Raw genomic sequence first — 22035 nt, forward strand, 5'->3', positions numbered from 1 at the left:
GGCCGACGACGGCCGCCCCCCACATGAGTTTTCGTCACTTCTCCTCTCAGGCAGTGCATTCTCGAGCACATGGTGGTGCACGGACGGTCGACTCCTCGGGCACGGCGGCTCCTAGCCTCGTGCCGCGACAGGCCTTGACCCGAGGCCTCCATCCGGGAGACCGAGAAGACCGTGCTGAAACGACTTTGCTCAGCCCTGCTGACCCTGGCCATCTCCATGGGCCTGGTGACGGCGCTCAGCGGCACCGCGTCCGCGACCAACTACCAGGTGATCGACTGGCACATCTCGAACATCACCGCGGGAGGAAGCATCCCCCACCAGAACTACTGGAACCTGATCGACGCCATCCACCGGCGCACCTACGGTGACCCCACCGGCCTCAACGGCGTCACCGAGACCACCACCGAACGCGGCCGCCTCGTACAGGTGCGCGTCCTCGACACCAACAACGTCCACCTCACGTCCGTCTACATCTGGGCGGACGACCTCTACGTCGCGGGCTTCTACTCCCCTACTCCCCGCAGACCAACATCCACTGGGCGTTCCAGGACCGGATCAACGAGTTCCAGAACGCGCTGGGCGTGACGGTCGCCGCCAACCACCGGATCGCCAGCGGAAATTACAGCAACATCCCGGGCGGCAACGACCGGGGAAGCCTGCAGCTCAACCCCGAGCGCATCTACAACGACATGCGCACCCTCGGCCGCGCGGCGGCGTACAACGACACGACCGGGCGGGCACTACTGACGGCGATCCAGATCTTCTCGGAGGCGTCCCGCTTCGGCGTGGTCTTCGACGTCGTCCGGGGCAACATCGAGCGCCCCGGCCGGAACCGGCCGCTGAACTACGTCAACGAGAACCGCGAAAACATCCTGGCCGCCAACGTGGAGAACCAGTGGGGGGAGATCAGCCAGTTCATCCGCAACGCCCGCAGGGATCCGACCACGGCGACCATCACCGTCATGGGCCACACCGTCGCCACCATCGCGGCCGTGCTCTACTACATCGGCTTCATCGAGGCCAACGGACACATCATGCACAGCAACCCCTGACATGGAGCCCGGGCGGGCCGCCTGCGACAGCCGGAGGGTCGCCCCGAGCGCGTCCCTGTCGCCCCGCCCGGGCAGCACCCGCATACTCGTCCCTACGGCCTGGCACGGCGGAGACACCGCCAATCCGACCGGCAGCTTGTGGATCGCCAATGGCAGCGGCACTTCCCTGAACGGGTGTCGGCGGCGGCGAACCTCCTCCGGTCTCCCGGTCTACCGTGGCTGCCCATGGGCTGCGACGTGCACATCACGCGGCGTGTGGACTGGTGGGCTGAAGAAGGCCAGGACATCAGCACGGCGGAATGGGAAGCGGTGGTCGCTGATGACCCCGGCCTCGCGATGGCCCCGATGTGGTGGACCGCCGGCCGGATCGTGTCCAAGAACCCGAGCGATGCGGTGATCGCGACGATGTGCCAGGTGGCGACGGTGCTGGACGCACGGGTTCAGGGCGACGACGGCGAGTACTACGACGCCTGACGCGTGCGGCCACCGCGAGATGATCAAGGGTTGTGTCGACTTCGACCAGGAGGCGCTGCGTCGGCCCCCGCACCCCGATCCACCCCCGGCGGGGAGCAGGCGGCCGGAACTGTTCCAGCGGTATCGCGAGGTGGCCGCGGAGTTCCCCGCGTCCGATCTGCCGCCGTTGGAGACGGCGCTCTGGCTGATGAAGCCGGGCACGGTGGTCCGTGGCACCTGGGACGAACCGAAGGAGGCCGCCGCCTGGCTGGCGGAACGGTTGACCGACTACGCGCCCCGCTTCGGTTCCGACGCGGAGCGTGCCCCGGCCGTCCTGGCCCGGTACGCGAACTCCGCGGCAGAACGGCTGCGGTGGGGCCGTGACGTATCCCTGGGCTTCTACCTCGAACGCCCCGCCTACCTCTCCCTGGCCCTGGTCACCTGCTCACCCAACCGCGCGGCACCGGATCTGCCGTGCCCTGCTCAAAGCGGGATGCGGAGGAGGTGAGGTGAATGGGCAGGGGGCCCGCGTATCCGAAATCCAGTGGCCGAGCCGGTGCGCGCGGGCTGAGACTGTCGGCCTCGTCGCAGCGGAGAGAAAGAGGGGCCCGGCACTGGCGTACAACCGGCACATCTTGCCCTTTCCCGAGAACCGTGTGCCCCGGGCCGATCCCAGGTTCATGTTGAGTTGGGAGGGTCTCGATCCGGCCCGCCACCCCTTCGTGTGGGACGAGGACGAGGAGACCCGGCTCTGCGCACTGGTCCGCGAATGGGTGCCCCCTGTCCTCTCCGGCATGGCGGGGTGGTGGCAGGGCGAGTACTGGTGCGAAAGCCAGGTGGACGCGATCATCCGGGAGCGCTACGGGAACTGGGCCCAGGGATGGAACTGGTGCTATCGCCACGGCGGGGTCATCGGCAGCTGGGTCACCGGGGCCACGTCGGTGACGACGCCCGAGGAGACCGCCGCCCGCGTCGTCGCCGCCCTGCTTGAGTGGCGGGAGTGGCTGGAACAACTGGCGCAGACTTTCGCGCAGTTGGCGCCGTCGCCGGAAGCCTCCCCCGAGGAACGCAGCTGGCATCTGGAGCGGGCCTCGGTCCGGCTCGTGACGCGCGTACTGGACTCGGGTGCGGAGGGCGGCTGGCAAGGGCTCGCCGGACTGACCCTGCGCTGGTTCCTCACCAGCACCGGAGTGGACCCGGCTGAGGCCGACCGGGCGGTGGAGACCGCGATCGGCGGCCGGTTCGAGAGCTGGGTCACCCCCGGACCCGCACTGATCGACTCGGTCGGAGAGGACCTCGCCGTCACCCTCACCGGCAGGCTCCCCTACCAGGACCACCGCGAGCGGGCCGCCCTGGAGGAGTTCCATGACCGCCGCCGCCCCCGCTGACCCCGCCGCCCCCGCTGACCCCGCCGCCCCTGCGGACGCCGCCGCCCCTGCGGACGTCGCTGACAGCCTCGCGACCTGGCTGCGCGTGCGCCGGGCGGCCGACTGGCACCGCGCACCGGCCCTGCAGCGGGGACTGCCCGGGCGGGACGGGTTCCGGACCTGGTGCGCGGGGCCCGTCCGCCGGCGCGACCCCGTCCGCGCGGAGCGTCTGCTCCGCGCCCACGGCCTGGCCCTCGCCGACGCCGCACGCCGCGCCCCGCTCGGCTTCGCCCTGCTGGCCGCCTGGCAGCGCGAGGTCCTCGGCACGGCGAACGCGCCGTTCCGTACGGGGGACGCCTACGCCAAGGCAGGCCGCGAGCGCTACGGCCTGACTCCGCGTACCCAAGCGGACTTCGCCGCCTGCCTGCACGAGGCGGCCGATCCGGCAGTCCCGCTCGCGGGCCGCGCGGCCCGTGTCTATCTCGACGTGGCGTTCTTCCATCCCTTCACGGACGGCAACGCCCGTGCGGCCCTGCTCACCCTGGTCCACGTCCTGGCCCGCGAGGACGTCGTCCTGCCCGAGGTCTGGCCCCTGCAGACCATCCGCTACGCGGACGACCCGGCGGGCGCCACCGACCTGGCCACGCTCATCGGCGTGCTCAACCGCCGCCGCACGTAGACCGACCGCGACTCCCCAACCGGTCCACCGGGTCCAGTCGGACCAACCGGTCAGACCTCGGTCTGCAGGCGCGCTTCCAGCATCCGTTGGATGAGGTTGCGGGTCGCGCGTTCGACGCGGGGGTCGTGGTGCGCCGGGTCCTGGAGGGCCAGTGGCCAGAGGAAGGTGCCGGCTACGAACACGAGCGTGCCGTTTTCGTGTTCACAGAGGCTGGTGTTCTGGATGCGCCGCCCACGGCCGCCGTCCTTGCCGAAGGAGTCGCCGTAGGGGGACTCCGAGAGGAGGGTGCGCTCGGCGCCCTCGGGCGAGGGCATCCTGTCGTCGTAGCCGTCGGCCTCGCCGCCCACGAGGGCGGATATCTCCTCGCCGTCCTTGAGCCCGGTGCCCGCCCAGAACCAGTGGCCCGGCTCGCGGACGACCAGGGGCGCGGGTTCGGACAGGATGCCGTTGTACTGGACGCCCAGCAGGCCCTGTTCCGCGCGTCCGCGCTTCTTGCCGTGCTCGTCCTCCAGGTCGCGCCAGCGCTCGGTGGGGCCGCTGGCGTCGGGTGCGGGGTCCTCGGTCTGCTTGTAGCAGGCGACGGTGCGGGCCGGCGTGCCGTCGGGCGCGTCGGTGAGCCGGACGTGGAAGTAGATGTTGTTGGCCGCCAGGAAGGCGAGGTGCGTGCCGGCGTCCACCGCCTTCTCCACGGTGTCCCGCATCGGCTTCGACCAGTACTCGTCATGGCCGGGGAAGATCATCGCCGTGTAGCGCTCCGGGTCGATCCGTCCCTCGTGCAGGTCGACGCTCGTCGCGTACGTCACGTCGTGGCCGCCGGCCTCCACCCAGCGCGTGAACGCGAGGTCCAACTCGGCCCACCGGGGAAGCCCGTGGTCGGAGTAAGGGCGGTCGAACGACACGTGGAACGCGCGGTGGGCATTGTTCCCGACGACCCCGGGGCGGGCGTAGCCCTTGTAGAGGTTCTTGCCGGTACGGCCGTCCAGCGGCCACTGGTTGTAGGCCTGGTAGGTGGTGAAGGGGAGGACCACCAGGAGGTCCGCCGCGCGGTTCGGCTCGCGGACGACGAACGGCGTGCAGCTGCGGTGACCGTCCTCGGCCTGGAAGACGGCCATGTACACGCCCGACACCCAGGTGGTGGGGACGCGGTGCGTCCAGGACGGGCGCCAGTCGCACACGATGGCCCCGGTGCCGGGGTGCGGGACGGGGGTGGGCTGCCGGGAGCCGGTGAGCCGCGGGCCGGTGGTCATCAGGCGGCCGCCGGCGCCGTCGTAGTGGCCGAGGCGGTAGACGGCGATGCGGAAGGGCTGCGGTGTCCGTACGGACACGTGGAAGGTGATCGGCTCACCGGGGGCGACGGATGTCGTCGAGGCGTAGCCCTGGATCTGTCCCACGCGGTCCTTGGTGCTGAGGCGGTCCTCCGGAGGAACGTTCCAGCTCGCTGTTCCCGCGTGCGCGTTCTCGCTCGCCACCGGGTTGGCGCCCGTGGCGGTTGCCTTGCGCACCGGCGGCGGGGACGAGGGCGGGGACCCCGCGGGCGCTTCGCGGTACGCGTACGCCGCCCCGATCCCGGTGACGGTCACGGCCCCTGCCCCGAGCGTGCCGATGGCCCTGCGACGACTGACGCCGGACTCACTGACGCCGGACTTGCCAGCCTTGCCGGCCTTGCTGACGACGGACTTCCTGACGTCGGACATGCGGAACAGGCCCCCCTGGCACCGGCACACGATCCGCACACGCGCTGTTCACTTGTTCGCACGGTCGTGTGGACTGTCAAAACCCTCTGCTGTACTGCGAGTCAGGGGCCGTGACCGTCAAGCGGCTGGTCAAACCGCTGGTCAAACGCGGACCGCCCGCCCTCTAAAGAGAGGGCGGGCGGTCCGGTGAGGTTGCCTGGGATGCCTCAGATATTCGAACGTCCTGTGACGCCCGGGTGGCTCAGACGTTGACTGAGACGTTGACTCAGACGTTGACGCCGAAGTCCTGGGCGATGCCGACCAGGCCCGAGGCGTAGCCCTGGCCGACTGCGCGGAACTTCCACTCCGCGCCGTTGCGGTAGAGCTCGCCGAAGACCATGGCGGTCTCGGTCGCCGCGTCCTCCGAGAGGTCGTAGCGGGCGATCTCGGCGCCGCCGGCCTGGTTGACGATGCGGATGTAGGCGTTGCGGACCTGGCCGAAGTTCTGCGAGCGGTTCTCCGCGTCGTAGATCGAGACCGGGAAGACGATCTTGTCGATGTCGGCCGGGAGGCCGGCCAGGTTGACGTTGATCGCCTCGTCGTCGCCCGCGCCCTCGCCGGTGCGGTTGTCGCCGGTGTGGACGATGGTCTGGTCCGGCGTCTGCTTGTTGTTGAAGAAGACGAAGTGGGCGTCCGAGTAGACCTTGCCCTGGGTGTTGACCGCGATCGCGGAGGCGTCGAGGTCGAAGTCCGTGCCGGTGGTGGTGCGGACGTCCCAGCCGAGGCCCACGGTGACGGCGGTCAGGCCCGGAGCCTCCTTGGTGAGCGAGACGTTGCCACCCTTGGACAGGCTTACAGCCATGGTTGGGAGTCCTTCCCTCGTTGCGTACGGCTTCGTACGGGGCTTCGTACGGGCACGAAGCTACAGCTATCCCTATGAACGCAGCGCAGGGTGCTCAAGGTTCCCCACGACCCCGGGTTTCTTTACTTTCTTTACCAAGGGTCGCCAAGGGATATTCGCGTGACTCGGGCCGGGCCGGGCGGGAACATGGTCGGCATGTCTGGTCCCTATGTCGTCCGCGGCTCCGTCTCGCTTCCCGAGGCCGAGCTCATGTGGCGTTTCTCGCGGTCTTCGGGGCCGGGCGGGCAGCACGTCAACACCAGTGACTCGCAGGTGGAGCTCCGCTTCGACCTCGCGCGCACCGAGGCACTGCCCGAGGTGTGGAAGGCACGGGCGCTCCAGCGGCTGGCCGGGCGGCTCGTCGACGGCGTTGTCACCGTCCGCGCCTCCGAGCACCGCTCGCAGTGGCGCAACCGCGAGACCGCCGCCGTACGCCTCGCCGCGCTCCTCGCCGAGGCCACCGCCCCGCCGCCCAAGCCGCGCCGGCCCACCCGCATCCCGCGCGGGATCAACGAACGCCGGCTGCGCGAGAAGAAGCAGCGCTCGGAGACGAAGCGGGGCAGGAACGGACGGGACTGGTCCTGACCGGGAGCGGTTCTGACCTGGACCCGTTCTGACCGGGACTGGTTCTGACCGGGACTGGTTCTGACCGGGACTGGTTCTGACCGGGACTGGTTCTGACCGGAACTGGTTCTGACCTGCGTGTGTCACATTTCCCGCGTGCCGTCCGTCATCTCTATGACAGCCGACCGCGAACAGGGATGTGACGAACGATGGCCCGACCGATGGCCACTGGTGACGACGACTTCCTCGCCGACTCCTTCGAGGCGCAGCGCGGCCGTCTGCGGGCCGTCGCCCACCGCATGCTCGGCTCGGCCGCCGAGGCCGACGACGCCGTGCAGGAGGCGTGGGTGCGGCTCAGCCGGAGCGAGAGCAGGGAGATCGACAATCTCGCGGGGTGGCTGACGACCGTCGTCGGCCGGGTCTGCCTGGACATGCTGCGCTCGCGCCGCTCCCGCGGTGAGGAGCCGCTGGAGAACTGGACGTCCGACCGGTCCGACCCGTCCGCCGTCCCCGGCCCTGCTCAGGACGCGCTGCTCGCAGACTCCGTCGGGGTGGCCCTGCTCGTCGTCCTGGACACCCTGACCCCCGCCGAGCGGCTGGCGTTCGTGCTCCACGATCTGTTCGGGGTGGAGTACGAGGAGGTCGCGGGCATCGTCGACCGGACCCCGGAGGCCGCGCGGCAGCTCGCCAGCCGGGCCCGGCGGCGGGTGCGGGGCGCCGAGGAGCCGAACGTCGACCGCGTCCGGCAGCGCAAGGTCGTGGACGCCTTCCTGGCCGCCGCCCGGGAGGGGGACTTCGACGGACTGCTCGCCGTTCTCGACCCGGACGTCGTGGCCCGCTCCGGCGCCGGGGTGACCACGGGCGCGGCGGCCGTCGCCCGCGGCGCGTCGAGCTTCGCCCGCCTCGCCGACGTGGCCCGGCCCGCCCTGGTGGACGGCGCGACCGGACTGGCGGTGCTGGTCGACGGCCGCGTGGAGCGGGCGCTGGCCTTCACCTTCGTACGCGGCGGCCGGATCGCCCTGATCGACGTGACGGCCGACCCCGAAGGCCTCGCCCGACTTGAGGTGACGCTGCTCCGTCCCGACGGGGAGAAGGGCGCTTCCTGAGCGATCACAGGCGAGCGTTGGCGATCACCCCAACTGGCGGTAGCGGCCCCGGAAGTAGACCAAGGGGCCACCGTCCGCGCTCGGTACCGCCGCCGTCAGGACGCGGCCGATGACCAGGGTGTGATCGCCGGCCACGACCTGCTGCTCGGTGCGGCACTCCAGGGTCGCCAGGGCGCCCCCGACGAGGGGCGCGCCGCTGGTCTCGCCGCGGGTGTAGGGGATGTCCTCGAAGAGCAGCCGGTCGCTGATGCGGCCCTTCATCGCGAAGCGGCCGGCGATGTGCCGCTGGCTCTCGGAGAGCACCGACACCGCCCACACGGGCTGTTCGTCGAGCAGGTCGTCCATGCGGGAGCCCGTGCGCAGGCTGACGAGGACCAGCGGCGGGTCCAGGGAGACCGAGAGGAAGGCCGTGGCCGTCATGCCGACGTCCTCGCCGTCCGGCGCCCCAGGGTCGTCCGGGTCCAGGGACGGCTCCCGGGCGGTCACGAGGACCACGCCGTCGGCGAGCCGGGACATGGCGGCACGGAACGCGTCGTTGCTCACCCCTTCAGCATGCCCGGAGGGAACCTGCGGGAGGGTGTTCAGGGTCTTCACTGCGGTCTTGAGCGTCTCTGGGGGCACGTTCGGAACGCTAGTGTCCGGCCGATGCGCCGCGCATCGGACCTCCGCCCGAGTAGGGTCGTAGGACCGTGGACCGATTCCCGCAGCCGTTGTCCCTGAATGCGCTGCTGCCTGAATGAGCCGCTGCCTGTGTCGCTGTCCGTGTTCAGGAAGCACACAGGAAAAAGCGGAAACCCCACTCAATTGTTCACGTTCGCCTGTGACTTGAGTCACAAGACGCATTAATTGTTGACCCTGTGTACCGAGTGGGCAGCGCGCTGTGATTCAGTGGCGGAAGCGTCACAAGGAGACACACACCGACAACACTGCACCAGAAGCAACGTTACGCCGAAGACAACCCTTGATTCGCTGCGAAGTCTCGGGGGGAGGGCGAAACACATGGAGACCGAGTCGGAGCCGTACGTCCGTCTTGCGTCCCTGCGACAGCTGCACCAGGTCATGGCCGACATGAACACGGCCCGCAGCCTGGCCGACACACTGCAGACAGTCGCCGACGGCGTGGTCACGGCACTCGGGTACGAGCTGGCGTGCGTCAATCTCGTACGCCCCGACGGCGATCTCGTGGTCGCCGCCTTCGCGGGCAACCCGGCCGCCGAGGCCCTCATCACGGGCCGGGTCGGCTCACGCGAGTCCTGGGAGCGGCGCCTGGCCATGGGCGAGACCTGGGGCGACCTGGTGTTCATCCCGCACACCGAGGGCTGGATCCTCGACGACGACGACGTCCCGCAGTGGTACACCGACGGGCCCGCGCCCCGCTTCGAGGACGAGTGGCACCCCTCCGACCGTCTCTTCGCGCCCATGTTCACGCCCCCCACCCCCGGCAGCGGCACCTGCGGCGAGCTGGTGGGCGTCCTGTCCGTGGACCGGCCGCGCAACGGCCGACGGCCCGGCGCGTGGGGGCGCGAGGCACTCCAGATGTACGCCTTCCAGGCCGCCATCGCGATAACCAACGCGCGTCTACGTGCGAATATGCAGCGGGCGCTGGTCCGGCTCGAACGCGAGCAGCAGGCCCTGCGCGCCAGTGAGGAATCCTTCCGCCAGGCCTTCGAGTACGCCCCCTCCGGCATGGCGATAGCCGAGATGGGCGGCGAACAGCACGGGCGGATACTCCGCACCAACGACGCCCTGTGCCGCCTGCTGGGCCGCCCCGCCTCCGCGATGCGCCGCTACTCCTTCTCCGACCTCGTCCACCCCGAGGACATAGGCACCCTGCTCCGCACCTCCGCGGAAGGCGGCCGCGCCGAACTGCGGCTGGGCCGCCGCGACGGCACCTACGTCTGGGTCAGCCTCCGCAACTCCGTCGTCGCGGACGCCGCCGACGGGCCCCGCTTCCTCCTCACCCACGTCGAGGACATAGAGGAGCGCAAGCGCCGCGAGCTGCAGCTCGCCCACCGCGCCTCGCACGACTCCCTCACCGGTCTGCCGAACTCCGCCGAACTGCGCTCGCGCCTGTCCGCCCGGCTCTGTCAGCGCCCCCAGTCGACCCATCCCGCCGCCGTCGACGCCATGGACACGACGTACGGCCACGCCGCCTTCGACGCCAACGGACACGGCTTCGACTACCGGCCCGCCGGCGCCGAGTCCTTCGACGGCTACGACCACCATGTGCACACCGCCGCCCCCGAGGACGGCCACCACGACGACGGCGCCAAGGGGCTCGCGGTCCTCTTCTGCGACCTCGACGGCTTCAAGTCGATCAACGACCGGTTCGGGCACAACGCCGGTGACGCGGTGCTCATCGAGGTCGCCCGACGCCTCTCGCGCGCCGTCCGGGACGGCGACACGGTGGCCCGGCTCGGCGGCGACGAGTTCGTGATCCTCGCCGACGGCCTCGGCCGCGCCGACGCCGCCGACCTCGCCGTACGCCTGCGCAACGAGATCATCCAGCCGATCCGCGCCGAGGGCCGGGCCGTACGGGTGGGCGCCAGCTTCGGCATCGGCTGGGCACATTGCGGGATGACCGCGGACGAAGTGCTGAAGTCCGCCGACGAACGCATGTACGTCGAGAAACGATCTCGTCCCAAACAGCACAGACGTGCGGGATGATCCCCAGGTCAGCAGCCTGATGCGATCCGAGTCACCCGTTTGGGGCAGCAGGAGCGGGTAGGCTCGCTCTTCTGAACACCCCGCATCAGCCCCGCACCTGTTGAGGAGTACGACGCCGATGACGCCCGGCAACAACGGCGCGAGTACGCCCGAGGACGACGACCCGTTCGGCTACCTCTACGCCGACGGCCAGGCCAACGGCGCCCAGCCGCCCTCCGGCGGTGGCTACGGCTACCCCAACTCGGTCAACAGAGTGCGTGCGGTCGGCGAGCGCCAGTACGGACAGCCGCAGCAGCCCCAGCAGCAGACCGCGCAGTACGGCCAGTACGGCCAGCCGCCGACGGTCCCCCAGCAGCAGGGCGGCTACGGCCAGCCGAACGCGCACTACGCGGCGCCCGAGAACTTCGGCGCCGGCGGACCCTCCACCGGCCGGCAGCCCGCGCAGGGCGGTGGCGGCGGACGCAGCCGGGGCCCCAACACCAAGGGTCTGCTGATCGGCGCGGTCGCGGTGGTCGCCGCGGTCGTCATCGGCATCGTGGTGGTCATGACCAACGGCGACTCCGACAAGAAGGACGACAACAAGGCGGGCGGCCAGACGTCGTCCTCGGCCTCCGCCCCGCAGAGCCCGTCACCCAGCGCGTCGGCCTCCGACGACGCGAGCAAGGGGGACCTGCCGGCCATTGACGCGAAGGCGCTGAGTCTGGAGGGCGGCACCGCCCTGGCCTCGAACGTCAAGGGTGCGAAGGCGGCCGGCGGCACCTACGTCGGCAACTTCAACCACGTCGGTGCGGCCGTCACCTGGAACGTCAGCGGGATCCCCGAAGACGGCAAGTACACCCTGTACGTCACCTACGGGGTGCCCGGCAAGGATGGGAACGCCACGCTCACGATCAACGGCACGGCCCAGGGCCGCCCTCTCAGCATGAAGAACTTCGCCCATGCTCCGGAGGGCGATTACGAGAAGGGCTGGACGAACACCTGGGGGAACATCACCCTCAACAAGGGCACCAACACCATCAAGATCTCCTGTGAGCAGGGCAACTCCTGCGACGCCAACCTCGACCAACTGTCGCTCCAGGCGGGCTGGAAGTAACGGAGCCCGAATTTCAACCGAGTTGGCGCTGCCGGGGTTGTCCGAGTAAGTGTGCGGCTTCAGAGTGACCAGCTTGGTGTCGGCAGCAGCGCGTCCGACACCCCTGCCGTACCGGTGAGTTGGTCCTGCACGACGCGGCCGGTGGCGCCGCCGACGAAACCGGTGACCGTCACCTCGTGACCGAGCGCGGCGAGCACCCGGGCGACGTTCAGTCCCTTGCCGCCGGGCCGCTCCCGCACCTCGGTCACCCGGTGCGAGGCGTGCGGCCTGAGGGCCGGGACGCGGTAGGTGACGTCGAGAGCGGTGTTCAGGGTGACGGTGAGGATCACCTGGACCTCCCTCGTACATGTGCTTCCGGAGGCCCGATCATGCCAAAGGGACGGCGACCGGCCCAGACCTCTGGTCGGCCACCGTCCCTGTGCGGGCGGACGTTTCATGCCAGTTGGGGATCCACCACCCAATCGCCCTTGCGCATCACGCCCTTGAGCTCGAAGTCCTCGTCGAGGAGGACCAGGTCGGCGTCCTTGCCGGGTTCCAGGGAGCCGATGCGGTCGTCCATGCCCAGCAGCCGGGCCGGGGTGGCGGACAGCGCCGCGACCACGTCCTCGACCGGGAGCCGGTCGATCGTCACCGCCCGCTGGAAGGCGCGGTCCAGGGTGAGGGTGGAGCCGGCGATCGTGCCGCTCTCCACCAGCCGGGCCACGCCCTCGCTGACCTCGACCTCCAGCGGACCGAGCAGATAGTGGCCGTCGCCGATGCCGGCCGCGTCCATCGCGTCCGTGATGAACGCCACGCGTCCCGGACCCGCGTGACGGAACGCCAGCTCCAGGGCGGCGGGGTGCAGATGGGCGCCGTCGTTGATGAGCTCGACCGTCACCCGCTCGTCCTCCAGGAGCGCGGCGATGGGGCCGGGGGAGCGGTGGCCGAGGGGCGGCATCGCGTTGAAGAGGTGCGTGGCGACGGTGGCTCCGGCCTCGATGGCCTGAACCGTCTGCTCGTACGTCGCGTCCGTGTGGCCGACGGCGGCGATCACGCCGTGCTCGCGGAGGAGGCGTACGGAGTCCAGGCCGCCCGGCAGCTCCGTGGCGAGGGTGACCATGCTCGCGTGGCCGCGCGCCGCGTCGATCAGCTTGCGCACCTGGGCCGGGTCCGGGTCGCGCAGCAGCGCCTCGGAGTGCGCGCCCTTGCGGCACGGCGAGATGAACGGGCCCTCGAAGTGGATGCCGGCCAGGTCGCCCTGCTCGGCCAGCTCGCTCAGCAGACCGGCCTGCCGGACCAGGAAGTCCATGTCGTCGGTGACGGTCGAGGCGACGAGGGTGGTCGTGCCGTGCAGACGGTGGGCGTGGACGGCCTTCTGGACGTCCTCGGCCTTGCCGTGGAACGAGTGGCCGCCGCCGCCGTGGTTGTGCAGGTCGATGAAGCCGGGTACCAGCCAGTGGCCCGTCACGTCGATGACGTCGGCATGGGGGACTTCGGTCGTGATTTTCGTGCCGTCTATGGTGATGCGGCCGTTGGGGACTGTGCCTGTGGGTAGGACCACGCTCGCGCCGGCTAGTACCTGCGGGTGCGTTGTGGCTGGTCGCGCTCCGCGGCGGAGCCGCATATCGGCGCTGTCCCGCGCCCCTAGGGGGGTGGCCATCAGGGTGTTACCTCCATACCGTCAGTCGTGTTGAGGAGATCCCAGGCCAGGAGGCCCGCGCCCAGGCAGCCGGCGCTGTCGCCCAGGGCCGCCGGGACGATCTCCGGGAGTTTCTGGAAGGTCACCCGTTGCCGGACTGCTTCGCGCAGCGGTGTGAACAAGGTTTCCCCCGCCTCCGCGAGGCCGCCACCGATGACGAGCGTGCGCGGGTCCAGCAGGGTGAGTGCGGTGACCAGGCCGTCGGCGAGGGCGTCCACGGCCCGCTGCCACACCCGGACGGCGTTCGGGTCGCCGGACGCGACGGCCTTGGCGCAGTCGGCGGCGTCCGCGTCCGGGTCGCCGCAGGCCGCCGCCCATGCCTCGCTCACCGCCGCCGCCGACGCGAACCGCTCCAGACAGCCGCGCTGCCCGCACGGACACGGGGTCCCGCCGGGCCGTACGACGATGTGGCCGATCTCGCCCGCGAAGCCGTGCGCGCCCGCCTCCACCCGGCCGTCGACGCCGATCGCGCCCGCGATGCCGGTGCCCAGGGCCACGAACAGGAACCGGTCCGAGCCCCGGGCCGCGCCGATCCGGCCCTCGGCGAGGCCGCCGGTGCGGACGTCGTGGCCGAGGGCGACCGGAACGCCGAGTGCGGTGGCGAGCAGCTCGCGCAGGGGGAGGGCCCGCCAGCCCAGGTTGGCCGCGTAGGAGGCGATGCCGTTCGCCTCGTCGACGATGCCGGGTACGGCGACGCCGGCCGCGGCGGCGGGCTCGCCGAACTGCGCGACGCCGTGGCCGTGCAAGGAGGCGGCGAAGTCGAGGATGCCGGCGACGACCGCGTCGGGGCCGCGCTCACGGCCGGTGGCCCGGCGCGCCCGGTACAGCAGCGTGCCGTCCGCGCCGACCAATGCGGCTTTCATCCCGGTTCCGCCCACGTCCAGGGCGATGACATGTCTCACCCGGACAGTGTGGACCGAGGACCCGCAAGAGGTCTAGTCCACTTGCGTGGTGTAGACCTTACTCCGGATAGCGGATCCAATGGTATGAACAATTAGTTGAGGAGATGGAGATTCGGTGCAGCGGCGGGCACGGAAGTCAGGGACCATCGCGGCGGCGTCCGCTCTCGGCATGGCGGCGGTCCTCGCCGGCTGCGGCCTGAGCGGAGGCTCCGACGACGTCACCCTGAGACTCGTCGCCGCCGACTACGGCGACAGCAGCGCCAACAGCTCCAAGAAGTACTGGGACCAGCTCGTCAAGGCGTACGAGAAGAACCACCCCGGCGTCACCGTCGAGGTGACCGTGTACTCCTGGAACGACGTCGACGCCAAGGTCAAGGCCATGGTCGACGCGGGCAAGGCGCCCGACATGGCCCAGATCGGCGCCTACTCCGACTACGCCGCCGAGGACCTCCTCTACCGGGCCGGCGACGTGCTCTCCATCCCCGTCGAGGCCGACTTCGTGGCCCAGCTCGCAGGCGCGGGCAAGGTGCGCGGGGTCCAGTACGGCATGCCGTTCGCGTCCTCCACGCGGCTGCTGTTCTACAACAAGACCCTCTTCGCCAAGGCCGGCCTCACCCCGCCGACCACCTGGGCCCAGCTCGCCAAGGACGCGAAGGCGCTCAAGGAGGAGGGCGTGAAGTACCCGTACGCGCTCCCGCTGGGCCCCGAGGAAGCGCAGGCCGAGACCCTGCAGTGGCTGCTCAGCGGCGGGGGCGGCTACACGCAGACCGTCAGCAGCTACAGCCTCGACTCCGCCGAGAACGTCGACACGTTCAACTGGCTGAAGAACCAACTCGTCGGCAAGGACCTGACCGGGCCCGTCCCGCCGGGCAAGCTGAACCGGGCCGCCGCGTTCGCCGCGTTCGCCGCCGGCGACGTGGGCATGCTCAACGGGCACCCGTCGCTGATGAAGGCGGCCGAGAGCAAGGGCGTGAAGTTCGGCATGGTGCCGATGCCCGGGGTCGCCGGTCCCAGCAAGGCCTCCATGGGCGTCGCCGACTGGATGACCGCCTTCAAGCAGAACGGGCACGCCGAGCAGATCGGCGACTTCCTCGACTTCGTCTACAGCGAGAAGAACGTCCTCGCCTTCTCCCGCGAGTACGACCTGCTGCCGGTCACCGGCTCCGCGTCCCAGGTGATGGGCGCGGCCCAGGAGGACGCCGACCTCCGGCCGTTCCTGGAGGAACTCCCGCTGTCGGAGAGCTACCCCGTCGGACGGACCTCCTGGGCGAAGGTCAGCGCGGCGATCAAGAAGCGGATCGGCCAGGCCGTGACCCCGAACGGCAGCCCGGCCGAGGTGCTGGGCGAACTCCAGACGACGGCGACGACACTGGACGCGGCCACCGGCGAATGAGCCGGGTGGACCGGGCAGGCCGAGTGTCGGTGGCGGGCGCTACCGTGCGGGAATGGAGCAGCGAGAGGAAGAACGGCGAGAGGAAGAACTGGGGGCCAGGGAACGGAGCATCCTGGCCCTGGAGCGGCGCGGGTTCCCCGGCCCCGGCGCGAAGGAACGGGCGATACGCGAGGAACTCGACCTGTCCCCGGTCCGCTACTACCAGCTCGTCAACGCCCTCCTCGACGACCCACGCGCCCTGGCTCACGACCCGGTGACGGTGAACAGGCTGAGAAGGGTGAGGGAGACGAGGCGCGGGGAACGCTAACGTCAGCGTATGGGCACCCAAGAGACGCACTCCACGGAACCCGAACCCGCACTCACCACCCCCACGACCCCCGCCGGTCGCGAGGCGCTCGCCGCGATCCTCGCCCGTCCCTCCCGCACCCTCGTCGCCCTCGACTTCGACGGCACCCTCGCCCCGATCGTCGAGAACCCGGAGGACGCCCGGGCGCACCCCGACGCCGTCCCCGTGCTCGCGGACCTCGCACCGAAGGTCGCCGCCGTCGCCGTGATCACGGGCCGGCCCGCCGAGGTCGCCGTACACCACGGCGGTTTCGCCGGGGTCGACGGGCTGGCGCACCTCTCCGTCCTCGGCCACTACGGCGCCGAACGCTGGGACGCCCGCACCGGCGCCCTGAACGCCCCCGCCCCGCACCCCGGCGTGGCCGCCGTCCGCGCCGAACTCCCGCAGGTCCTGGCGGCGGCCGGCGACCGGCCGGGCGTCTGGGTCGAGGAGAAGGGCGGCCGGGCCGTCGCCGTCCACACCCGCCGCGCCGACGACCCCCAGGCCGCCTTCGACGCCCTGCGCGCCCCCCTCACCGACCTCGCCACCCGGCACGGCCTGATCGTCGAGCCCGGCCGCATGGTCCTGGAACTGCGCCCGCCCGGCATGGACAAGGGCGTGGCCCTGCTGGAACACGTCCGAGAGACCGGCGCGCAGTCGGTCCTCTACGCCGGCGACGACCTCGGCGACCTCCCGGCCTTCGCCGCCATCGAGAAACTCCGCTCCGACGGCATCCCCGGCCTACTGGTCTGCAGCGGCACCCCGGAAGTCACCGAACTGGCAGCCCGCGCAGACCTCGTCGTCGACGGCCCTGCCGGCGTCGTAGGCCTGCTGCGAAACCTGGCGGCTCAGCTCACCTGACGTCCACCCGGACACGGGGGAGCGGCCGGCCGGGTCAGGTCGGCTGGAGCTCTCGTAGCGCGGTCAGCTGGTCGAGGAACCACTTGGCCGGGGGGAGCGCCGTTGCCGCTGCCGACAGGCGTTTTGTGCGCTCGGCGCGTTCCTCCGGCTTCATGGTCAGGCCCTCGTGCAGGGCCTGGGCGGTTTCCAGGATGTCGTACGGGTTGACGACGATCGCGTCCTCGCCCAGCTCCCAGTACGCGCCGGCCTCCCGGGACAGGACCAGCGCGCAGCCCTGGTCGGAGACGACCGGGACCTCCTTGGCGACCAGGTTCATGCCGTCCCGGATGGGGTTCACCAGGGCCACGTCGGCCAGCCGGTACGCGGCGAGGGAGCGGGCGAAGTCGTCCTCGAGGTTCAGCAGCACCGGGGTCCAGCCGGCGGTGCCGTAGCCGGAGTTGATCTCCTCCGTCAGACGCCGTACCTCCGCCATGTAGTCGCGGTAGACGGCGAGATCCTGCCGGGAGGGGTAGGCGAAGGCCACGTGGACGACCCGCTCGCGCCACTCGGGGTGGTCGTCGAGCAGCTGCCGGTAGGCGAGGAGCCCGCGCACGATGTTCTTGGACAGCTCGGTGCGGTCGACCCGCACGATCGTCCTGCGCCCCTCGCCGATCTCCTCGCGCAGGGCCGCCATGCGTTCGTCCACGTCCGGCCGGTGCGAGCGCTCCCGCAGGAAGTCGGCGTCCGCGCCGAGACCGTGCACGCCGATCCGCGTCCTCCCCGGTTCCCCGGCGAACTCCGTACAGCACGCGGTGAACGCGTCCGCCCAGCGCCGGGTGAGGAAACCCAGGCGGTCCGCGCCGAGCATGCCCCGCAGCAACTGCTCGCGGATGTCCCCGGGCAGCATCCCGAAGTAGTCGACCGGCGCCCACGGGGTGTGCGAGAAGTGACCGATGCGCAGGTCGGGGCGCAGCTCGCGGAGCATCCCGGGGACCAGGCACAGGTGGTAGTCCTGGACGAGGACGGCCGCCCCGTCCGCCGCCTCCTCCGCCAGCGCCTGGGCGAACGCCCGGTTGTAGGCCTCGTACGACGCCCACTGGCGGCGGAACTCCGCGTCGAAGACCGGCTCCAGCGGGGTCTGGTAGAGCAGGTGGTGGATGAACCAGAGAACCGAGTTGGCGATGCCGTTGTACGCGTCGGCGTGCACGTCGGCCGGAATGGGCAGCATCCGCACGCCCTCCTCGCCGACCCCGCGCGAGACCGCCTCCCGGTCGCCGTCGGAGAGCGCCGCGCACACCCAGAGGGCGCCCGCGTCGGGGCCGATGGCCGACAGGCCGGAGACCAGCCCGCCGCCACCGCGTTTCGCGTGCAGCGAGCCGTCCTCGCGCACCTCGTAGGAGACCGGACCGCGGTTGGACGCGACCAGCACCTCAGCACCCCGAGCAGCAGCATCGTGCGTGGAAGCCATACGCCTCAACCTAGCCCGGTCGGGAAACGCTCAAACGTACGGTCGCGCACAGTGCGAGGGCCGTATACGGTCCGTCCGCAGTGTTACGCGACCTTGCGGGTCGCGTACTCGACGATCTCCGCCATCGGCGGCCGTTCCTCGGTGTCCACGGAGTACGTGCGCGGCTCGAAGCCGTCCCCGCTCCGCTCGAACTGGGTGAGGGCCGGGCGGATCATGTGCCCGCGGGCCAGCCGCAGCTGCGCGGTGCGATAGATCGCCGCCGCCATCCTGCCCAGCGCCTGCCCGTCCTGGTGGCGGTGCTTTCGCACCCCGACGTCCACCTGCGCGAGGGCATCGAGCCCCACCAGGTGCAGGGCGTCGACCAGCATGCCCAGCTCCACGCCGTAGCCGACGGGGAAGGGCAGCTGCTCCAGCAGGCTGCGCCGGGCCGCGTACTCTCCGCCGAGCGGCTGCACGAACCCGGCCAGCTGCGGCCAGTGCATGTTGAGCAGCGGGCGGGCCATCAGCTCGGTGACCCTTCCGCCCTGGCCGGCCGCACCGCGGAGCGGACGGTCGTACATGCCCTTGACGAGATCCACGTCCGGGTCGGTGAGCAGCGGGCCGACGATCCCCGAGACGAAGTCCGAGGAGAACTCCCTCAGGTCCGCGTCGATGAAACAGACGATGTCCCCGGTGGTGACCAGCAGCGAGCGCCACAGCACCTCGCCCTTGCCGGGCACGGCGGGGATGCGGGGCAGGATCGCGTCGCGGTGCACGACCCGCGCGCCTGCCGCCGCCGCGACCTCGGCCGTACGGTCGGTCGATCCCGAGTCGACGACGACGATCTCGTCGACGAGCGGAACCTGATGCATGAGATCGTGGCGGATGACGGCGACGATGTCCCCGACCGTCTCCTCCTCGTTCAGCGCGGGCAGCACCACCGACACCGACTGGTTCGTGGTCCGCTTCGCGGCCAGGATCCGGTGCAGCGGGCGATCGGCCACGGACCAGGAGCGGGTGCTCAGCCAGCGCTCGACTTCTTCCAGCACAGTCTGCGGCTCCTCACGGTTGTCTCGCGGTTGTCTCGCGGTTCGGACGACTATCTCAACTGTCCTGGCCTTCGGTTACAGTCTTGAACAACGCTGGTGACCATCGCATGTCGGGGGTCACGGGCGTCCACAACCGAATACCGCTCATCCAGAGGGGCAGAGGGATACGGCCCGATGAAGCCCCGGCAACCCTCCAGCCGGTCTCGTTACCGATCACTGTTGATCGTTCCGCGAGGCTCCCGGCTCGGGAAGGTGCCAAATCCGTCTCACGACGAGATGCGTCGTGAGGAAGATGAGGAGAAAGGGCCTCGCCTCACATGGCTGCGCAGACTGTTGCAAGCACCACGGACAGCATCGAATCCACTGTAGACCTCGGTCCCGCCACGGCGCTGAGCTGCCGCGAGTGCGGTCACCGCGTGCCCCTCGGCCCGGTCTTCGCCTGCGAGGAGTGTTTCGGCCCGCTCGAGATCGCCTACGACTTCTCCTCCTACGACACGGAGGAGCTCCGCAAGCGCATCGAGGCGGGACCCGCGAACATCTGGCGCTACGCGCCGCTGCTGCCCGTCCCGGCCGACGTGGCGGACAAGCCGAACATCAACCCGGGCTGGACCAAGCTCGTCAAGGCCGACAACCTCGCCCGTGAGCTGGGCGTCGACGCCGGCAAGCTGTTCGTCAAGGACGACTCCGGCAACCCGACGCACTCCTTCAAGGACCGCGTCGTCGCGCAGGCCATCGAGGCCGCCCGCGCCTTCGACTTCACGACCCTGTCCTGCTCCTCCACGGGCAACCTGGCCGGCGCCGTCGGTGCGGCCGCCGCCCGCGCCGGCTTCCGCTCCTGCGTGTTCATCCCGCACGACCTGGAGCAGGGCAAGGTCGTCATGGCCGCGATCTACGGCGGCGAGCTCGTCGGCATCGAGGGCAACTACGACGACGTCAACCGCTTCTGCTCCGAGCTCATCGGCGACCCGGCGGGCGAGGGCTGGGGCTTCGTCAACGTCAACCTGCGTCCGTACTACGCCGAGGGTTCCAAGACGCTGGCGTACGAGATCTGCGAGCAGCTCGGGTGGCGTCTGCCGGACCAGCTGGTCGTGCCGATCGCCTCCGGTTCCCAGCTCACGAAGATCGACAAGGGTCTGCAGGAGCTGATCAAGCTCGGCCTCGTCGAGGACAGGCCGTACAAGATCTTCGGTGCGCAGGCGGAGGGGTGCAGCCCGGTGTCCGTCGCGTACAAGGCGGGGCACGACGTGGTCCGGCCGCAGAAGCCGAACACCATCGCCAAGTCGCTGGCGATCGGCAACCCGGCGGACGGTCCCTACGTCCTCGACATCGCCCGGCGGACGGGCGGGGCGGTGGAGGACGTCGACGACGAGCAGATCGTCGACGCGATCCGGCTGCTCGCCCGGACCGAGGGGATCTTCGCGGAGACCGCCGGCGGGGTGACCGTCGGGGTGACGCGGAAGCTGATCGAGAACGGCATCCTCGACCCGACCCTGACGACGGTCGTCCTGAACACCGGCGACGGCCTCAAGACGTTGGACGCGGTGGCCGGCACAGGACTCACCGCGACGATTCGCCCGAACTTGGAGTCGTTCCGGGAAGCTGGGCTCGTCTAAGCCATTGTCGTCTGCGGGCCGGTGGGGGCTGGTCGCGCCCACGCGGCGGTAGCCGCAAATCCAACACAGCCCCGCGCCCCTACGCCCGTCATCTGACCGGAGGTTTCATCGTGAGTGTCAACGTCCGCATCCCCACCATCCTGCGTACCTACACCGGTGGCGCGGCCGAGGTGAAGGCCGAGGGCTCGACCCTCGGCGAGGTCATCGCGGACCTGGAGAAGAACCACACCGGGATCGCCGCTCGGGTTCTGGACGACCAGGGCAAGCTGCGGCGGTTCGTCAACGTGTACGTGAACGATGACGACGTCCGCTTCGAGCAGGGTCTGGAGACGGCGACCCCGGACGGCGCCGGCGTCTCGATCATCCCGGCCGTCGCCGGTGGCTGACCGGGCGGCTGACCGCTGGTCAGTACCCGCCGGTAGTAACCGTCGGTAACAGCGATTACCGAGCGTTCATCGAATTGCCCTCTCCGCGATAGAAGCGGAGGGGGCAATTCAGTGTGGTTGAGCGCGGTACAGTTGGGGAACCGGGTCCCGATCAATGGAACCGGAGCCTTTTATTTCTGCCCAGTACCCGATGAGAAGCAGCCAAAGTGCGTGTCTCATTCGCGGCTTTTGTGGCTTTTACGGGGCCCGACTTGCCCTGTATTCTGGCGAATTCTCGCCACATTCCGGATCCCGCGCGTCCAGATTTCTCGTCCGACTGACCTGTTGCAGACGGCAGTTGGACAGATACATTCAGCCGCGGTCGACGCGTTCCGGCGCACGCCCCCAACCAATGGGGGGTGAGGTCTGACCCGGATCCGCGAAGTGTGGATCTGTGCAAGGGCCAGTAATAGGGGAGTTAGGCATGGCTCAGGGCACCGTCAAGTGGTTCAACGCGGAGAAGGGGTACGGCTTCATCGCGGTCGACGGTGGTGCGGATGTTTTCGTCCACTACAGCGCGATTCAGATGGACGGCTACCGCACCCTGGAAGAGGGTCAGCGGGTCGATTTCGAGATCTCGCAGGGCCAGAAGGGGCCGCAGGCGGACATGGTCCGTCTCGCGACCGGCTGAAGCACGCGCCGACTGACAGCGTCGTTCTTCTGTACGTCAGTACGTCATCGAAGGGCTCGTACCTCCTGGGGGTGCGAGCCCTTCGGTCGTGTCCGGAGGGGTCCCAGTCTCGGGGAGGCGCTTGCACTCTCATGGGTCGAGTGCTAATCATTGGCGTTAGCACTCTGAAGGTGAGAG

At 70.1% G+C, this 22035-nt stretch carries 23 protein-coding genes, 1 pseudogene and 1 riboswitch; of the genes and pseudogenes, 16 read left to right on the forward strand and 8 right to left on the reverse strand.

Annotated features, from left to right (window positions below; genetic code table 11):
* Positions 1-171: 171 nt before the first annotated feature.
* From B5557_RS24560 to B5557_RS24585, 6 genes are all read left to right on the forward strand, one after another.
* Positions 172-585 (forward strand): hypothetical protein, encoded by a 414-nt coding sequence (locus B5557_RS24560; protein ID WP_159424425.1) that lies wholly within the window; start codon positions 172-174, stop codon positions 583-585.
* Positions 582-1052, forward strand: coding sequence for a ribosome-inactivating family protein (locus tag B5557_RS24565; protein WP_159424426.1), 471 nt, complete (start codon positions 582-584; stop codon positions 1050-1052). Before B5557_RS24560 ends, B5557_RS24565 begins: the two co-directional genes overlap by 4 nt.
* Positions 1053-1277: 225 nt before the next feature.
* Positions 1278-1526 carry a hypothetical protein gene (locus B5557_RS24570; protein WP_079661483.1) on the forward strand — a complete coding sequence of 83 codons (249 nt, stop codon included), beginning with the start codon at positions 1278-1280 and terminating at the stop codon, positions 1524-1526.
* Positions 1527-1545: 19 nt separating this feature from the next.
* A complete protein-coding gene (locus tag B5557_RS24575; protein WP_079661484.1) occupies positions 1546-2013 on the forward strand; it encodes a hypothetical protein in 468 nt (155 codons plus the stop codon).
* Positions 2014-2185: 172 nt separating this feature from the next.
* Positions 2186-2893, forward strand: coding sequence for a hypothetical protein (locus B5557_RS24580; protein WP_079664974.1), 708 nt, complete (start codon positions 2186-2188; stop codon positions 2891-2893).
* On the forward strand, positions 2871-3551 hold the full coding sequence (locus B5557_RS24585; protein ID WP_231976020.1) for a Fic family protein: 681 nt from the start codon (positions 2871-2873) through the stop codon (positions 3549-3551). The genes B5557_RS24580 and B5557_RS24585 overlap by 23 nt, the downstream gene beginning before the upstream one ends.
* Positions 3552-3601: 50 nt before the next feature.
* Here the strand turns inward: B5557_RS24585 and B5557_RS24590 are convergent, their stop codons facing one another.
* The gene (locus B5557_RS24590) at positions 3602-5245 is read right to left on the reverse strand and encodes a N,N-dimethylformamidase beta subunit family domain-containing protein (protein ID WP_231976021.1); all 1644 of its coding nucleotides are present in this window, start codon (positions 5243-5245) and stop codon (positions 3602-3604) included.
* A 265-nt stretch (positions 5246-5510) separates the two neighbouring features.
* Positions 5511-6086, reverse strand: coding sequence for a TerD family protein (locus B5557_RS24595; RefSeq protein WP_055636540.1), 576 nt, complete (start codon positions 6084-6086; stop codon positions 5511-5513).
* Positions 6087-6272: 186 nt separating this feature from the next.
* Between B5557_RS24595 and arfB the strand changes: the two genes are divergently transcribed.
* Together arfB and B5557_RS24605 are read left to right on the forward strand one after the other, a co-directional pair.
* Entirely contained in the window at positions 6273-6710 is a 438-nt protein-coding gene (gene arfB, locus B5557_RS24600; RefSeq protein ID WP_079661485.1) for an alternative ribosome rescue aminoacyl-tRNA hydrolase ArfB, read from the forward strand.
* A 200-nt stretch (positions 6711-6910) separates the two neighbouring features.
* Complete coding sequence (locus B5557_RS24605; protein ID WP_079661486.1) at positions 6911-7795, forward strand: sigma-70 family RNA polymerase sigma factor; 885 nt, start codon at positions 6911-6913, stop codon at positions 7793-7795.
* A 24-nt stretch (positions 7796-7819) separates the two neighbouring features.
* On the opposite strand, the gene B5557_RS24610 is transcribed toward B5557_RS24605, so the two are convergent.
* Complete coding sequence (locus B5557_RS24610; RefSeq protein ID WP_079661487.1) at positions 7820-8389, reverse strand: flavin reductase family protein; 570 nt, start codon at positions 8387-8389, stop codon at positions 7820-7822.
* Positions 8390-8794: 405 nt separating this feature from the next.
* Here B5557_RS24610 and cdgB point away from each other — a divergent pair, with 405 nt between their 5' ends.
* Together cdgB and B5557_RS24620 are read left to right on the forward strand one after the other, a co-directional pair.
* The gene (gene cdgB, locus B5557_RS24615; RefSeq protein ID WP_079661488.1) at positions 8795-10462 is read left to right on the forward strand and encodes a diguanylate cyclase CdgB; all 1668 of its coding nucleotides are present in this window, start codon (positions 8795-8797) and stop codon (positions 10460-10462) included.
* A 118-nt stretch (positions 10463-10580) separates the two neighbouring features.
* Entirely contained in the window at positions 10581-11555 is a 975-nt protein-coding gene (locus tag B5557_RS24620; protein WP_079661489.1) for a CBM35 domain-containing protein, read from the forward strand.
* An 80-nt stretch (positions 11556-11635) separates the two neighbouring features.
* Here B5557_RS24620 and B5557_RS24625 read toward each other — a convergent pair.
* The 3 genes and pseudogenes from B5557_RS24625 to B5557_RS24635 form a co-directional block, all read right to left on the reverse strand.
* A pseudogene (locus tag B5557_RS24625) lies at positions 11636-11884 on the reverse strand (PfkB family carbohydrate kinase); the annotation flags it as partial.
* Between the two features lie 104 nt (positions 11885-11988).
* Positions 11989-13158, reverse strand: coding sequence for an N-acetylglucosamine-6-phosphate deacetylase (gene nagA / locus B5557_RS24630; protein ID WP_079661490.1), 1170 nt, complete (start codon positions 13156-13158; stop codon positions 11989-11991).
* A gap of 35 nt (positions 13159-13193) precedes the next feature.
* Positions 13194-14135, reverse strand: coding sequence for an ROK family protein (locus B5557_RS24635; protein WP_079661491.1), 942 nt, complete (start codon positions 14133-14135; stop codon positions 13194-13196).
* A gap of 169 nt (positions 14136-14304) precedes the next feature.
* Between B5557_RS24635 and B5557_RS24640 the strand changes: the two genes are divergently transcribed.
* Genes B5557_RS24640 through otsB form a run of 3 tightly spaced genes read left to right on the forward strand, consistent with a single transcriptional unit; the run spans position 14305 to position 16714 of the window.
* Positions 14305-15528 (forward strand): ABC transporter substrate-binding protein, encoded by a 1224-nt coding sequence (locus B5557_RS24640; protein WP_079661492.1) that lies wholly within the window; start codon positions 14305-14307, stop codon positions 15526-15528.
* Positions 15529-15580: 52 nt separating this feature from the next.
* Complete coding sequence (locus B5557_RS24645; protein WP_079661493.1) at positions 15581-15835, forward strand: DUF3263 domain-containing protein; 255 nt, start codon at positions 15581-15583, stop codon at positions 15833-15835.
* 9 nt (positions 15836-15844) lie between these two features.
* Positions 15845-16714 carry a trehalose-phosphatase gene (gene otsB / locus B5557_RS24650; protein WP_079661494.1) on the forward strand — a complete coding sequence of 290 codons (870 nt, stop codon included), beginning with the start codon at positions 15845-15847 and terminating at the stop codon, positions 16712-16714.
* Between the two features lie 34 nt (positions 16715-16748).
* Here the strand turns inward: otsB and B5557_RS24655 are convergent, their stop codons facing one another.
* Both B5557_RS24655 and B5557_RS24660 read right to left on the reverse strand, forming a co-directional pair.
* The gene (locus tag B5557_RS24655) at positions 16749-18161 is read right to left on the reverse strand and encodes an alpha,alpha-trehalose-phosphate synthase (UDP-forming) (RefSeq protein WP_079661495.1); all 1413 of its coding nucleotides are present in this window, start codon (positions 18159-18161) and stop codon (positions 16749-16751) included.
* 83 nt (positions 18162-18244) lie between these two features.
* Entirely contained in the window at positions 18245-19189 is a 945-nt protein-coding gene (locus B5557_RS24660; protein WP_079661496.1) for a glucosyl-3-phosphoglycerate synthase, read from the reverse strand.
* Between the two features lie 141 nt (positions 19190-19330).
* A riboswitch (SAM riboswitch) is annotated at positions 19331-19488 on the forward strand.
* A gap of 18 nt (positions 19489-19506) precedes the next feature.
* On the opposite strand from B5557_RS24660, the gene thrC reads away from it, so the two are divergent.
* From thrC to B5557_RS24675, 3 genes are all read left to right on the forward strand, one after another.
* Positions 19507-20802, forward strand: coding sequence for a threonine synthase (thrC, locus tag B5557_RS24665; RefSeq protein ID WP_079661497.1), 1296 nt, complete (start codon positions 19507-19509; stop codon positions 20800-20802).
* Between the two features lie 110 nt (positions 20803-20912).
* The gene (locus B5557_RS24670) at positions 20913-21188 is read left to right on the forward strand and encodes a MoaD/ThiS family protein (protein ID WP_079661498.1); all 276 of its coding nucleotides are present in this window, start codon (positions 20913-20915) and stop codon (positions 21186-21188) included.
* A gap of 463 nt (positions 21189-21651) precedes the next feature.
* Entirely contained in the window at positions 21652-21858 is a 207-nt protein-coding gene (locus tag B5557_RS24675; protein ID WP_007493268.1) for a cold-shock protein, read from the forward strand.
* Positions 21859-22035 lie beyond the last annotated feature (177 nt).

The organism is Streptomyces sp. 3214.6 (assembly GCF_900129855.1).
GTDB classification, from domain to species: domain Bacteria; phylum Actinomycetota; class Actinomycetes; order Streptomycetales; family Streptomycetaceae; genus Streptomyces; species Streptomyces soliscabiei.